Source organism: Lysinibacillus fusiformis (assembly GCF_002845985.1).
Lineage (GTDB): Bacteria > Bacillota > Bacilli > Bacillales_A > Planococcaceae > Lysinibacillus > Lysinibacillus fusiformis_D.
This window is the reverse complement of record NZ_PDFK01000005.1, coordinates 30,740-46,196: the sequence shown is the minus strand read 5'-3', so window position 1 is coordinate 46,196 and position 15,457 is coordinate 30,740. Positions and strand designations below refer to the sequence as shown.

The window sequence follows — 15,457 nt, the reverse complement described above, 5'->3', positions numbered from 1 at the left end:
AACCTATTGTAACAAAGGAATGGCATGTATGGAAGAAGTGCCTTCTTCTCACGTTTACTTGTACAGAAATAGTATTCACAATTTTCTAGTTATCCACAATATTTCATAAAAGCCTTTCTTCATCCTCGCAAAAAAAACGATGGAGAATTGTTAGATCTCCATCGCTCTTCATATTCTTTACAATGTATTACCGTTTGTTAATGTTAGTGATAGCTCGACTAATTTACCTTGACGGTAAACTTTTAATGTTAGTTTATCACCAATTTTTTTCTCATTATATAAATGCTTGCGTAAATCAATAGTTGTTTCGATCTTTTGACCATCCATTTCCACAATAACATCATATTGTTGAACACCTGCTTTTGATGCAGCTGAGTTATTCATGACATCTGTTACAACAACACCTGTTGTCACCTCTGCAGGTAATTTTAATGTTTGTTGCTGATAGAATGATGGGACATCTGTTAGATCTGCTAGTGACACTCCCATTGTTGGACGTTTCATTTCACCATTTTTCTCTAATTCCTCGATAATTGGAATAGCTGAATTAATGGGAATAGAGAATCCTAAACCTTCCACGGAGGATTGAGCGATTTTCATGGAGTTAATCCCTACTAATTCTCCAGCTAAGTTGACAAGGGCTCCACCACTATTTCCTGGGTTAATCGCAGCATCTGTTTGTAATACTTCTTGTTGCCAATCTTCCGTACCATCACCATTTAAGTCTACTGGTACAGAACGGTCTTTCCCAGAAACTACACCTGTTGTAACTGAGCCGTAGAAATCTAAGCCAAGGGGATTCCCAATTGCAATAACTGTTTCGCCTTGTTTTAATACATCAGAATTACCGAATGTCGCAACTGTTTTTACATTTTTAGCGCTAATAGAAATAACAGCAAGGTCTGTCCAAACATCATGACCTACTAATTGAGCTGGTTCTTTCGTTCCGTCTGGCATTGTGACCTCTAACTGTTTTGCACCTTCAATCACATGGTTGTTTGTGACGATAAAGGCTTTATCTCCTTCAATTTTATAAACAACACCTGAACCGCTTCCTGCTTCTTTTGTCGTTGTTGATGGTGGACTCCAAAAACCTCCACTCGTTATTTCTTGAATATTCGTAATACCCACAACGGCTGCTGAAGCTTTATCTACTGCGGATGTCACATCGGTTGTTATCTCTGTCGCAACTTGGTTAATCGTTGTGTTATTTTTTCCTGTACCACTTGATGTTGTCCCAGGCATTTGATTGACTAGTCCAGGTAACATAAGCCATACAAGTAAAGCACCTATAATCACACCGATAAGACCACTAAAGAAATAGCCTCCCTTTCCTCCGGCACCGCCTTTCTTTTTATGCCGCTTGGCTTGCATTTCTTGCTCCTCACGCTCTAATCTTTCTTGAAGAGGTGATTTCGGTACTTCATCATTTTTTAAGAAATCACTGTTTTTATCATCATCTTGGAAATAACTCAAGTTCCTCATCCTTTCCTTTAGTGCTATTTGTTAATTGTTACCCTAATCTTACAATTCAAACATTAAAATCAGATGAAAAACAAATAAAATGGGCATAAAAATAGCTGCCCAAAGCATTTTTTTAAATGCCTTGAACAGCTCCAAGTTTTGCCTAAATAGCTTATGATTAAACCGTGACTAATTTTGTTGGTTCTTCTGCATCTGTATCAAAGAGATGAACATGCTCACCGACAAGGATGCCACAAGATTGCAAAGTTTGAGAGACACTCATGCGTGCCAACTCTTTCATATTATTATCTTTACTTAAATGCGAAAGATAAATATTGGTCGTCTTATCAAATACAACTTCACTCATTGCGATAGCTGCATCCTCATTAGACACATGTCCTACATCACTTAATATACGACGTTTAATGGACCAAGGATAACGTCCCATTTGAAGCATGTTGACATCATGATTACTTTCAAAAACAAAGGAATCTGCTCCACGGATAATCCCTTTCATACGATCACTGACATAGCCGGTATCTGTAATAATGACCAGCTTGCGATCATTCTCATGGAAAGTGTAGAACATTGGATCTGCTGCATCATGTGAAACGGCAAAGGACTCAACAGCTAAAGAACCAAAATACTTCACTGTATCCATTTCAAATTCAAAACGCTGTTCTACAGGAATATCACCAACTAGCCCATCCATTGCCTGCCATGTTTTGGCGTTTGCATAAATTGGTACACTATATTTTCGTGCCAGTACACCAATTCCCTTAATATGATCACTATGCTCATGTGTAACAAAAATGCCACTAAGCTGCTTCATATTACGGTCGATTTTTGTAAAGAGCTGCTCCATCTTTTTCCCACTAAGTCCCGCATCGACAATAAAAGCATGGTCGTCATTCTCTACATAAATCGAATTTCCTGTACTGCCACTTGCTAAAACACTAAATCGCATTATTCAACTCCCCAGTCTTCTTCTCCGCTCTCCTGCTTGTCCTCCTGGATTTCAATGACTTTACCTTCTACTGCATTGACAAAGTACTCCTCTTTTCCTCCATCAGGTAATTTCACTTGAACCTCCCACGTTGGCACCAGTACCTGTGTACGCGTTAATTTAACGAGCGTGGAGTAACCTAACTTCATTTGTGTAATGCGCGAGTCTGGTTTGAGCGGTCCTTTTGCATACAATGTTTGAATAATTTGAAGTGGTGGAATAACCGTTTCCTGCTGCTCCATTTCTTCAATATTATCAATCATTGTTTGTTCATACATTATTACTTCGTCATTTGTATTCCATTTTATTTTTAATGAACCATTATAATAGAACATTCGATTATTCGTCTTTTGGAAAAAAACAGCGACGCGTTCTTCTCGATCTATTTTCCATAAAGCATACGATGCTCCTTCATTGACATTGGCTAGAACAAAATCTGTAAAGCTTGCATCATCATTCACATTACGTAATTTAACAGGCTTCATGAAAATAGCACGAGCCTTTGTATTGTCATCCGTAGGGGTGACCTGTTGATTAGTATCTTTAAATTCAGCCTTTGTGAATTTATGTACTTGGGCTGTAATATAAGAGGCCGATTCAATATTATTTGGTAATGAGCCATACGTAATATTATCATCTTTTAAACGAGCTTCGATCGTTTTTTCACCAGGTACTTCAATATCTTTTGCTTCATTATAGCGATTTACATAAAGTGTATATAAGAAGATGTTGAGAATTAAAAAAACGAATATAAAAATAGATTTTGTTCTATTCCAATCCATTTTTAACACCTCCTAAAACTTCAGGCGTCAGTTTAATCCATGTACCATTACGAATAACAAACCAACAAGGTTCAAATGTAAAGATATTCAGTTCTTGATTTTGCGTTAAATAATAGCCCAATACAAGTTCCTCAATATCTGATAAGGCAATGTTATTAGCATTTTTTAATCTCTCAGCAATCTCTGTACCAGAAGGTAGTTCTTTAATTTCCTTCTCTGCTTCAATATCCATATCTAATGAAAAGTATGGACGCTTATAATGGAAAATCCGGCTATCTCCCCAAATTGTCGTCATTCGAGTAATGACATGATTGCTATAGACAGGTAAACCTTGTAAGTATAATTGATAATCCATTTGATTTTTATTGATGCTCGTTGAAGCATAACGAAAATCTGCTGTAAATCCTCCATGTTCATTGATAAATTCAAAGCTATCTTTAAGAAGCTTCGATGGCTCAATTCGTATACTGCTTTCTGCCGCTGGATAAACATAGTTTAATGATTTGAGATTTGTATCTAATGTCATTAAGGACATACCATCTGTATATTTTTCAGAGGATGCACTTTCAACATTACGCTGGACAATATTTGGTTCTGGGAATAACACATTTTTAAATAATTCTGGTGTGATTTCTTCAATATAGTACGTAAATTTTACAGATTCCATTTTATTACTAGCTACATAAAGAGATGTCTGGCCTTCGCGCTCAACTTCTTTAAAAGCTTCATATTTTTTCGCAGGCTCTATGACTTCTTTGATAAACTGATTTACGTTTGGCACACTGACATGTGAACGGAATAATGATTGGTTATTGCTGCTAATATAATAAAGCATTAGATCCTTGCTATTATAATTACTCCAATCGATAATCATACGATTGAACGTTGTTTCGGGTAATTCCTTGTCCGTAAACTGAAAGATCGTATTAAAGGCTGAAAACGGAATTTCACCAGTAAAGAAGATGGTCATCCGATTATCTGCACTAATAATTTGATTCACATAGTTTGGAGATAGATTATTGTTAACAGGTACTAGGTCAAGAATATTCCAGCCTTTAAAAGTCTTCATCATATCTTTCATTGCAGCATTAGATACTGTACCTGTAAATTCTTCATCGGAACGGAAAATAGCCTTATACGGACGAATAATATCCTCCATATCCTTTTGTGGCTTAATGAGAATTTCCTCTCCTGTTGTTTTTTCAATAAATTTATAATCAGGTGTGTAGGTCCAAATCAAAAAAGTTAAGACCACACTTAACATGACAAGTAGAAATAATACAACAGATTTAACTGGCTCTATATATTTCATTCCCACTCACCTGCCTCACCAAATTCATCTGCATCATATGGTAATGTGAAGAAAATCGTTGTACCGTGTCCTTCCTCACTTTCAGCCCAAATCTTCCCACCGTGAGCTTCAATCATTTCCCGCGCAATAGCTAATCCTAAACCTGTTCCTCCCATAGAACGAGCACGTGCACGATCCACACGATAGAAACGATCGAAAATACGCCCTACATTTTCTTTAGGAATACCCATGCCATCATCAGAAATCATGACCTTCAGCATGTCCTCTTGTCCAGTAAAGCCAAAGCGAATATTACCGCCATCTGGTGAATATTTAATGGCATTCGAAATGATATTATCGATGACTTGTGTCACCTTATCCGTATCAATTTCTACATAGAAGGATGTTTCAGGGAATAATCGTTCAAACTGGACTTTATCCGATTTAGACATTTCAAATCGGTCGATAATACGGTTAAAGAATGAATTGAATAACACAATATCTTTATTCAACTCATAATCCGAACTATCCATTCTTGATAATTGTAATAAATCATTCACTAGACGAATCATTCGCTCTGTTTCGGTTTGTGTCACATTTAAAAATGTCGGAGCAATATTTTCATCTTTCCATGCCCCATCTGCTAGTGCCTCTAAATAACTATTCATCGTTGTTAACGGCGTTCTTAACTCATGTGATACATTCGATACAAATTCTCGACGATCCATTTCAATCTTTTCCTGCTCTGTTATATCGTGTAGTACAGTAATTAGACCGTTAATAAAACCAGTCTCTTTTTGAATAACAGAGAAATTAGCACGAAGTATATAAGGTGCATCGGCTGTACTAAAGTTTAAATTGATCGCATCATTCATATGAATTAAGTCTTCAAAGCCATATTCCTGATCAATTCCCAATACAGAGGCGATAGGACGCCCTAATGTAATATCTCTTGAAATATGCAGTAATTCTAGTGCAGGGTCATTAATCAGAATTATACGTCCTTTGCGATCGGTCGCGATAACGCCATCTGTCATATTAGTCAGAACCGAATCTAGCTTTCGACGTTCGGCTTCTGTTGTCGATTGTGCTTCTTGTAAACGATTGGTTAAATGATTAAAGGTAATGGCTAGCTGTCCTATTTCATCCGTACCGTATACTCGTACTTTCCGAGAATAGTTCCCCTTTGCCATCGCCTGAGCCTGCTTTCGCATATCAGCAATTGGCTGTGTAATCGTTCGTGCAACAAGAATACCTAAGAAGATGGTAATAACTAAGGACATAGCCGTACCACCAAGGAAAATTCGGTTAATGTCATTCATTTGTTCAAAAACGGATTCAATATTAGCTTCAATATAGAGAACACCGATAATTTCATCGTCTGGTCCTGCACCAGCTCTAATCGGATTCGCTAATACCCACACTCGATTTCTCGTTTTATTGTCTAGTTTAATGATGTCAAAGAGTGTTTCAGCAGATATGGCTCGACGCACTAGATCCGTATTAGAACGTTGTCCGATTAAATTTTGATTTTCAAGCTCCGATGTGGCAAGAATTCTTTGTCTATCATCAATAACACGAATTTCTAAAATATCTCCATTCGAAACATCCTTTAAACCAGTAGAAAACTCCATCACAATGGATTTTAGACTTTCTTCTAATTTAGGCATGCTTTCATCGCGTTCCTTTAATATTTCTTCACGAATACTATATTGCATCAAGTCGACACGCTGAAAAATGGAATCTTGGAAGTTGCTCTTCAAATTTCGTTCTAATTCACGAGCGAAATAGATACCGATAATTTGTAAGGCAAGCAATATTAATAAAATATAAATCAGCACTAGTTTGACATGAATGGATTTAAAGAAGCTCACTTTCTGCATTCCTATTACTCCTGTTCAGGATTTCGTAAATAATAACCTACACCACGTCGTGTGACGATCCAAGCGGGATGACTAGGATTATCCTCAATTTTTTCCCGTAAACGACGAATTGTTACGTCAACTGTTCGTACATCACCAAAGTAATCATAGCCCCATACTGTTTGTAGTAGGTGCTCTCGTGTCATGACCTGACCAATATGTTTTCCTAAATAATGAAGTAATTCAAATTCACGATGTGTCAGTTCAATTGCTTCATCACGCTTCATTACTAAATAAGCATCTGGTTGGATAACAAGAGATCCCACAACAATCTCATTAGACTCTTCCTCAGCCTCTTCTGCTGCAGGAGCAACAACTTGTAGACGGCGCATATTAGCCTTCACACGTGCAATCAGCTCTCGTGTACTAAATGGCTTTGTGACATAATCATCTGCGCCCATCTCTAATCCTAATACTTTATCAATCTCAGAGCCCTTAGCAGTTAGCATAATAATAGGGAAATCGTATTTTTTACGTACTTCTCTACACACTTCCATTCCATCGCGCTTTGGTAGCATGATATCTAAAAGCATTAAATCTGGTTGCTCTTCCTCTACTTTTTTTAATGCCTCATCACCATCATAAGCACAAATAACTTTATAGCCTTCTTTTATCAAATTAAATTGCAAAATATCTGCGATTGGTTTTTCATCGTCAACAACTAAAATGGTTTTGTTCATTCATTCTCTCCCTTTCGCTTTTTATCTATTCTTAAACAATGTGTATTTGTAAATTCACTACTCTTAACTCTATCATGCTTTCGAGTTCTATGCATTAATCGATATTCAATCCATCTTATACTGTGACAGAAAATGATATATTCCAACAATTATTTCTCGGGAAATAATTGAAAAAAGACAGCCCACCATTTGGACTGCCTTCTATTCCACATGTTTATCGACCTACATAAGATAACGGATTCTCTAATGAACCGTTCTTTTCAACTTCAAAGTGTAAATGTGTACCTGTCGAATTTCCAGTAGAACCCATTATTCCAATTACAGAACCCTTTTCCACTACTTGGCCCACTTCAACATTAATTGAAGATAGGTGCCCATAAAGTGTCGTATAGCCATTATTGTGATTGATAACAATGCGATTACCATAGCTGCCTGAAGTACCAGCTGCAACAACTACGCCATTATCAGCAGCTAAAATATTGTAGTTACTTGGACGAGCGATATCTATACCTCGATGGAAGGCTCCCCAACGTTCACCCATGCCACTTGAAATATAGCCTCCTACTGCTGGCCATGCAAATTCACCAGTTCCTCGTGAAGAAATTACCTTTGTACCAACTACTTCAATTTGATCTACTGGTTGTTGAATAACCTTTTCTGCTAATGCAACTTTTGAAGTTTGTGCTCCATTTTCAGACGTTAATGCATAGGTTGTTTCTTTTTTTCCATTAGCGCCTTCTTGTTTAATTACTTTTTCGCCTTTATACATTGTAGGGTCTTCTTTGACCACTTTTTTAAATGGAATTTCATCTGCAACTTTCTTTTCCTTTTTCACTTCAAGTGTTACAAACGGTTTTGCCACTGTAACATTTAGTGCTTGTCCAATTTGTAAAACTGTATCCACTGTAATGTCAGGATTCAATGCTAATAGTTCGCTTGTTGTTAAATTGTGTTTTTTAGCAACCGACCCTAACACATCACCTGATTGAATGTTATATGTCTCTTGCTCAAGATAGCCTGTCATTAAATATTTTACCGCTTGCTCAGGCGATACAATTTCAGTCGGTGTAACTTTTTGCGACAATCCCGAAACTCCCTGTTTAAACGAAATATCTAATAGACGAGATTCACCATTTTGTAATTCAGGTAAATTGTTAATAGCTTGCTGGGTTTCAGCAAGTTTATCTAATTCTTGCTGAGAAACATATTGTAGCTTTAACAATTGGACAGTCTTTTCATAAGCCTCTGTATTCTCTAATGATACAACCGGTTTATGATCAACTAATAATGTAAAAGCATCGGATTTTGCTACTAAAGATTGCTCAAGTTTGGATAACGTTTCCGCATCTTTTGTTTCATTCGCAAATACTTGCTCCGGGATTATTTTAACAGCTGAACTAGCATCAATCGATAATCCTTTGAATTGCTGACTCGCTACTTTTTCCTTTGAGGCAATAATTTCTTGAATAGCTTTCTCATCAGATACTGCACCAATATATTCATTTCCCACATAAACGTGGAAAATTTTATTTAAGTTTTCTTTATTATATTCCTTAGCAAAACCCATATTAATCGTTAGGCTGGTCATTAAAACTGCAACGATTGAAGCCTTTTTAAAAGAAGAAAAATTGTAGGTGAATCTATTGTTTTCTTCTTTTCTTTTCCAAAACGAATTCATCAATAAAGCCCCTTCCAACTTTACCCTATAGTAGGATGATTTACCCACAAGGATTTTTTGCACCCTTATAATTTACCATAAAGAAAATGGCGTTTGAATGATTTCACCCTTTTGTAATGTAAATGTATTATTTATCTACTAATTGTTACATAGAATAAATTTTATATAGTTAGTAATTACTGTATTTTTATTCATATATTAGGTTATAAAAAACACCTGCCTATAGAAGGATAAAATAAACTATATTGAGCCATTGGTATATTAATCTCTAAATTTTTTCAAGTGAATTTCGACTTAATACTTTTTACTTTTTTAATATTCCGATAAACTATAAAAGAAAATACATTATTTGATTGGAGCGATTAAATTGAGTGATTCACAAACCTCTGAGATCTCAACAAAAATGTTGAGACTGCAGAAAAATAATATGCGTAAAATTTTTCTTAGGATTATTATGGTTCCGCTAGGTGCAATAATAATGGCATTGGGCTTGGAGCTATTTTTAGTACCTAACCACATCATGGATGGAGGCATCGTAGGCGTTTCCATTATCACATCTCATTTATTAAATCTACCCCTTGGTATTTTCATCTTCATTTTAAACTTACCTTTTATTTTTTTAGGCTATAAACAAATTGGGAAAACCTTTGCTATTTCTACAGGGCTCGGTATTACTGTACTCTCGTTAGCAACACTTGCCTTACATAACATACATCCATTTACGGAAGACACACTATTGGCTACAGTTTTTGGTGGAATGATTTTAGGCGTTGGTGTCGGTATTGTCATTCGTTATGGTGGTTCATTGGATGGAACTGAAATATTAGCCATCTTATTTAATAGCAAGACACCGTTTTCAGTCGGGGAAATCATTATGATCTTCAACGTCATTATTTTTGCAGTGGCAGGTTTTGTTTTTAATTGGGAGCAAGCCATGTACTCCATCATTGCATACTATATTGCCTATAAAATGATTGATATTGTTATTCAAGGATTAGAAGAATCAAAATCGGTTTATATCATAAGTGATGACATTGATGAAATTGGACAAACGATTATGGATCGACTTGGTCGTGGTGTTACCTTCCTTCATGGGGAGGGGGCTTATACGGGGAACGATAAGAAAGTCATCTTTACCGTTATTACTCGTTTAGAAGAAGCGAAGTTAAAATCAATTGTTGCAGAAATTGATGACAATGCATTTTTAGCCATCGGTAATATCGCCGAGGTAAAAGGCGGTCGCTTTAAGAAAAGGGATATTCACTAAAAATGGGCGTACCTCATATGGCACGCCCATTTCAATTTATTTTACTTTATTAGGCTTCCCAAACATCCACTAAAACATTTGTTTGCTCACGAGCAGGTCCCACTGAGAAAGTAGCAATTTGAATGCCAGTTAACTCACTGATGCGCTCTACATAGCGTCGTGCGTTTTCAGGTAGCTCTTCTAAAGTGCGGCAGCTCGTTACATCCTCTGACCAGCCTGGAAGCTCTTCATAGATCGGCTCACATTGTTCAATAATATGAAGATTTGCTGGATACTCCGTAATTGTTTCACCTTTATAGTTATATGCTGTACAGATTTTTACTGTTTCTAAACCAGATAAAACGTCAATAGAGTTAAGTGCAAGATGTGTAATTCCACTTACACGACGTGAGTGACGAACAACGACTGTATCGAACCAACCTACACGACGTGGACGACCTGTTGTTGTACCGTATTCGCGACCAACCTCACGAATTTGTTGACCCACTTCATCAAATAATTCTGTTGGGAAAGGACCATCTCCTACACGAGATGTATAGGCCTTCGATACGCCAATAACACTTGTCACACGTGATGGACCAACACCTGCTCCAATCGCTACACCACCTGCAACTGGATTTGAAGATGTTACATATGGATACGTACCTTGATCGACATCAAGTAAAATTCCTTGTGCACCTTCAAACAACACTTTGCCGCCTTCATCAAGGACATCATTTAAGATTTTAGATGTATCTGCTACATATTTTGCGATTTCTTGTCCATAGCCATAGTATTCCTCAAAAATTTCTTCGAATGTTACGCCTTCAACTTCATAGAATTTCTCAAATAATTTATTTTTAATGGCTAAATTATGACGTAGTTTTTCTTCAAAGATTTCCTTATCAAGTAAATCAGCCATACGGATTCCAATACGCGCTACTTTATCTTGATAGCAAGGTCCAATCCCTTTACAAGTTGTGCCGATTTTATTATCGCCACGACTTTCTTCATCTGCAATATCTTGCTTAATATGATAAGGCAAAATAACATGTGCACGATTAGAAATACGTAGATTATCTGTATTAATGCCGCGCTCCTGTAAACCTTTAAGCTCTGTTACTAATGACTTTGGATTGACAACTAATCCATTACCAATTACTGAAGTTTTTTCTTTATAGAAGATCCCTGATGGAATTAAATGTAGTTTGTATGTTTCACCATCAATTTTAATGGTATGTCCTGCATTATCTCCACCTGCAAAGCGAGCGATTGCATCGGCTTTTTGCGAAAGGAAATCTGTAATTTTACCTTTCCCTTCGTCTCCCCACTGTGTTCCTACAACTACTACTGATGTCATAATCAGCACCTCCGTTAGATACCTTTGTATCTCAATTTTCAAGCCTCAATCATTGTAACAATGATAGAAACGCCCCGTCAATAAAAAACAGTGAAAAAACACGAACATAAAATCAAAAAATCCGATTCAACGTTCGTGTTTAATAACAGAATGATATGAATATTATCGAACATTCAGATTAATTTAATCTATGGGTAATATTGCATTACTTAAGAGGCAACTTATCTGAATAACGACTAATCACGTGGCGGTGGTGGTGGCATTTGAGACCAATCCACATTAATGAACTTATTGAATTCCTTTTTAAAGGCCAGTGTAACGGTTCCTGTTGGACCATTACGCTGTTTTGCAATAATAATTTCGATCATATTTTTACTCTCAGATTCTTTATCGTAATAGTCATCACGATATAAAAAGGCAACAATATCAGCATCTTGCTCAATACTTCCCGATTCACGTAAGTCACTCATCATTGGTCGTTTATCCTGTCGCTGCTCAACCCCACGAGATAGCTGTGATAGTGCAATAACAGGAACCTTTAATTCACGGGCTAGTCCCTTTAAGGAACGTGAAATCTCCGATACTTCTTGCTGACGGTTTTCTCCCGGTTTGCCACTACCTTGAATTAACTGTAAATAATCGATTAAGATCATTCCGAGTCCATTTTCCTGTGCTAAACGTCGACATTTCGCACGAATTTCATTGATTCGTACACCTGGTGTATCATCAATAAAAATTCCTGAATTCGATAAACTACCCATTGCCATAGTTAGTTTACCCCAATCATCCGTAGTTAAAGCACCTGTACGTAAAACTTGTGCATCAATATTGCCTTCTGCGCAAAGCATACGCATGACAAGTTGCTCTGCACCCATCTCTAAAGAAAATATTGCCACATTCTCACGCGCTTGTACGGCGACACTTTGCGCCACATTCAACGCAAAGGCCGTTTTCCCTACAGAAGGACGTGCTGCTACAATAATTAAATCATTGCGCTGGAAGCCCGCCGTAATATTGTCTAAATCACGGAAGCCTGTCGGTATACCCGTTACATCTCCCTTTTGTGATTGAAGTTTCTCAATATTATCGAATGTTTCCACTAGCACATCTTTAACATGCTTAAAGTCACCAGCATTCTTTCGATTGGCAACCTCCATCATTTTCTTCTCTGCTTCGCCTAATAATGCCTCTACCTCGTCCTCACGTGTGTAGCCGTCCTCAACGATTTTCGTAGCTACACGAATCAATCGACGTAATAGCGCCTTTTCCTCAACGATTTTGGCGTAATGTGCGACATTAGCAGCTGTAGGGACAGCATTGGCGAGCTCTAGTAAATAAGATAGCCCGCCAACATCTTCAATCTCTTTTTTAGCTGATAACTCTTCTGTAACTGTTACAACATCTATCGCTTTTCCTTGATCACTCAAGCGTAGCATCGTTTCGAAAATTTTCTTATGGGCATTTAAATAAAAATCATCCACCAATAAAATTTCTGATGCTGTTATTAACGCCTGTGGTTCAAGAAATATTGCACCGATAACCGATTGCTCCGCCTCCCGGTTATGCGGTGGAACGCGGTCCATCATCGGTTCACTCATGGATCGTCGCTCCTTATTCTTCCGTTACATGTACTTTTAACGTTGCTGATACTTCATGGTGCAATTTTACAGGAACATTTGTAAAGCCAAGAGCACGAATGCCATCAGGTAAAGTCATTTTACGTTTATCAATTTTAATGCCATGTACTTTTTGTAATGCATCAGCAATTTGCTTCGTTGATACTGAGCCGAATAAGCGGCCACCTTCACCTGATTTTGCTTTTACCTCAACTGTTAACGCTTCTAATTTCTCTTTTAATGCTTGTGCTTCAGCTAATTCAGCTGCTGCATTTTTAGCTTCTAATTTTTTTTGTCCATCTAATTGACTCAGTGCTTGAGCATTTGCTTCAGCAGCATAGCCATTTTTAATCAGGAAATTTTGTGCATAGCCATCAGCTACATTTTTAATTTCACCTTTTTTTCCTTTTCCTTTAACGTCTTTTAAAAATACTACTTTCATTAGTCAGAACTCCCTTCAAAGACCTCATTTATGGCCTCTTCTAAATGTTTTTTCACACCATCAATGGATTTAGCCTCTATTTGACAGGCAGCATTCGTTAAATGTCCACCGCCGCCAAGCCTTTCCATGATGAGCTGTACATTGACCTCCCCTAGAGATCGTGCACTTATACCAATTTTTCCATCTGCTCGATGTGCAATGACAAAGGATGCACTAACATCCTTCATGGTTAGTAAAATATCTGCTGTTTGTGCAATTAAAACAGAGTCATACACTTTCGATTCCTCTCCTACAGCAATAGCTACTCCAGGTTTTACAAATTGCACGGTTTGCACAATTTTGGAGCGCTCAATATAGGTGTCCACATCTTCTTTTAAAAGACGCTGCACCAATATTGTATCAGCACCATTCGTTCGTAAATAAGAAGCCGCTTCAAATGTACGTGCTCCTGTTCGAAGTGTAAAGCTTTTGGTATCGACAATAATGCCTGCCAGTAACGCAGTAGCCTCTAGCATATTGATCTTTGCACGCTTCGGCTGATATTCTAGTAACTCTGTCACTAACTCAGCCGTCGATGATGCATATGGTTCCATATAAACAAGTGTAGGATTTTCTATAAAGTCCTCACTTCGACGATGGTGGTCGATTACGACAACCTTTTCAGCTAGCTTCAATAAGTGTTCATCGATGACTAAATTCGGTTTATGAGTGTCCACGATCACGAGCAATGATTTTTCTGTCATTTTCCCAGCAGCTTCCTCAGGTGTTAGGAAATTTTCATAGAAATCGGATTTACTCTCAATTTCATTCATGAGTCGTGTCACACTACCATTTAATTCATCAAAGTTTATAATGACATAGCCTTTTACATCATTCATCTGAGCCATTTTTCGTACACCGACAGATGCACCTATGGAATCCATATCAGGATTTTTATGTCCCATAACAAACACTTGGTCACTGTCTTGAATTAAATCACGCAATGCGTGTGAAATGACGCGAGCTCTAACTCGTGTACGCTTTTCAACTGGATTCGTTTTCCCACCGTAAAATTTAAGCTTTCCAGTAGGTTGTTTGATCGCCACTTGGTCACCGCCACGTCCTAATACAAGATCTAGACTCGATTGTGCCAATTCACCAAGCTCTACTAGTGATGATGATCCAGCCCCTACACCAATACTTAATGTTAATGATAAATTTTTCTGAGCTGTTTTTTCTCGAATAGTATCTAAAATAGCAAATTTTTTCTTTTCAAGCTCTGTTAAAATAGATTCGTTTAGTACCGCTAAAAAACGATCTGATGATATTCGTTTGACAAATACACCATGCTCAGCAGCCCATTCATTGACAATTGACGTAACCATCGTATTTGTTAAACTTCGTGGTTGGTCGTCCATAGCTTGTGTGATTTCATCATAATTGTCGACAAATAAGATAGCAATAACTGTACGATCTGCATAGTATTGCTTTTCAATGGCAATCTGTTCTGTTATATCAAAGAAGTATAGTAATCGTTCCTCTTTTTTATAATACACACGATATTTCCGATCACTTAGTGTAATCGTAGCCTCGTTTGTTTCCTCGGTCTTCATTAATACATAGATGTCGTCAGATATATCGACAATACCTTCTCCCACTAATGATTCCATATTTAAGATACCTTGCATATATGGATTCGACCATTCGATTTCATATTGCTCGTTAACGAGCAATATCCCGATAGGCATTTCAAGCAATGCCTCTTCGCCTACTTTTTTCATTCGGAAGGAAATGGATTCAATATGCTTTTCAGTTTCTTCAAAAGCAATCTTTTCTACCTTCCATGTGTAGGCCATTAATAAAATAAAACCTACCCCATAACCGATACCTATCCCGATATTCCAAATACATAGAAGCACGAACGTCACAATTCCAAATATGGAAAGAACAAAAAGCGGATAGCGAATTGGTCGTTTTCTAAAAGTCCCCAT

Annotated in this window: 12 protein-coding genes; 1 reads left to right on the top strand and 11 read right to left on the bottom strand. The window is 37.3% G+C overall.

The features are described from left to right. Window positions 1-177: 177 nt before the first annotated feature. The 7 genes from CRI88_RS16240 to CRI88_RS16210 form a co-directional block, all read right to left on the bottom strand. Window positions 178-1,476 (bottom strand): S1C family serine protease, encoded by a 1,299-nt coding sequence (locus CRI88_RS16240; protein ID WP_058844081.1) that lies wholly within the window; start codon window positions 1,474-1,476, stop codon window positions 178-180. A gap of 166 nt (window positions 1,477-1,642) precedes the next feature. Further along, the gene (locus CRI88_RS16235; RefSeq protein ID WP_036119378.1) at window positions 1,643-2,431 is read right to left on the bottom strand and encodes an MBL fold metallo-hydrolase; all 789 of its coding nucleotides are present in this window, start codon (window positions 2,429-2,431) and stop codon (window positions 1,643-1,645) included. Beyond that, on the bottom strand, window positions 2,431-3,252 hold the full coding sequence (locus CRI88_RS16230) for a two-component system regulatory protein YycI (RefSeq protein ID WP_036119375.1): 822 nt from the start codon (window positions 3,250-3,252) through the stop codon (window positions 2,431-2,433). Before CRI88_RS16230 ends, CRI88_RS16235 begins: the two co-directional genes overlap by 1 nt. Beyond that, the gene (locus tag CRI88_RS16225) at window positions 3,239-4,564 is read right to left on the bottom strand and encodes a YycH family regulatory protein (protein ID WP_170829855.1); all 1,326 of its coding nucleotides are present in this window, start codon (window positions 4,562-4,564) and stop codon (window positions 3,239-3,241) included. The genes CRI88_RS16230 and CRI88_RS16225 overlap by 14 nt, the downstream gene beginning before the upstream one ends. Then, window positions 4,561-6,426, bottom strand: a complete 1,866-nt coding sequence (gene walK, locus CRI88_RS16220) for a cell wall metabolism sensor histidine kinase WalK (protein WP_058844079.1) — start codon at window positions 6,424-6,426, stop codon at window positions 4,561-4,563. Before walK ends, CRI88_RS16225 begins: the two co-directional genes overlap by 4 nt. Before the next feature lie 5 nt (window positions 6,427-6,431). After that, a complete protein-coding gene (gene yycF / locus CRI88_RS16215; RefSeq protein WP_036077923.1) occupies window positions 6,432-7,145 on the bottom strand; it encodes a response regulator YycF in 714 nt (237 codons plus the stop codon). A 214-nt stretch (window positions 7,146-7,359) separates the two neighbouring features. Then, a complete protein-coding gene (locus CRI88_RS16210) occupies window positions 7,360-8,823 on the bottom strand; it encodes a M23 family metallopeptidase (protein ID WP_058844077.1) in 1,464 nt (487 codons plus the stop codon). A gap of 427 nt (window positions 8,824-9,250) precedes the next feature. On the opposite strand from CRI88_RS16210, the gene CRI88_RS16205 reads away from it, so the two are divergent. Next, the gene (locus CRI88_RS16205; protein ID WP_445238358.1) at window positions 9,251-10,090 is read left to right on the top strand and encodes a YitT family protein; all 840 of its coding nucleotides are present in this window, start codon (window positions 9,251-9,253) and stop codon (window positions 10,088-10,090) included. A 49-nt stretch (window positions 10,091-10,139) separates the two neighbouring features. Here the strand turns inward: CRI88_RS16205 and CRI88_RS16200 are convergent, their stop codons facing one another. The 4 genes from CRI88_RS16200 to CRI88_RS16185 form a co-directional block, all read right to left on the bottom strand. Beyond that, the gene (locus CRI88_RS16200) at window positions 10,140-11,429 is read right to left on the bottom strand and encodes an adenylosuccinate synthase (protein ID WP_036119360.1); all 1,290 of its coding nucleotides are present in this window, start codon (window positions 11,427-11,429) and stop codon (window positions 10,140-10,142) included. A gap of 236 nt (window positions 11,430-11,665) precedes the next feature. Continuing rightward, window positions 11,666-13,027 carry a replicative DNA helicase gene (gene dnaB, locus CRI88_RS16195; protein ID WP_036119357.1) on the bottom strand — a complete coding sequence of 454 codons (1,362 nt, stop codon included), beginning with the start codon at window positions 13,025-13,027 and terminating at the stop codon, window positions 11,666-11,668. A gap of 13 nt (window positions 13,028-13,040) precedes the next feature. Beyond that, entirely contained in the window at window positions 13,041-13,487 is a 447-nt protein-coding gene (rplI, locus tag CRI88_RS16190) for a 50S ribosomal protein L9 (RefSeq protein ID WP_036119355.1), read from the bottom strand. Then, the gene (locus tag CRI88_RS16185; protein WP_036119352.1) at window positions 13,487-15,457 is read right to left on the bottom strand and encodes a DHH family phosphoesterase; all 1,971 of its coding nucleotides are present in this window, start codon (window positions 15,455-15,457) and stop codon (window positions 13,487-13,489) included. The genes rplI and CRI88_RS16185 overlap by 1 nt, the downstream gene beginning before the upstream one ends.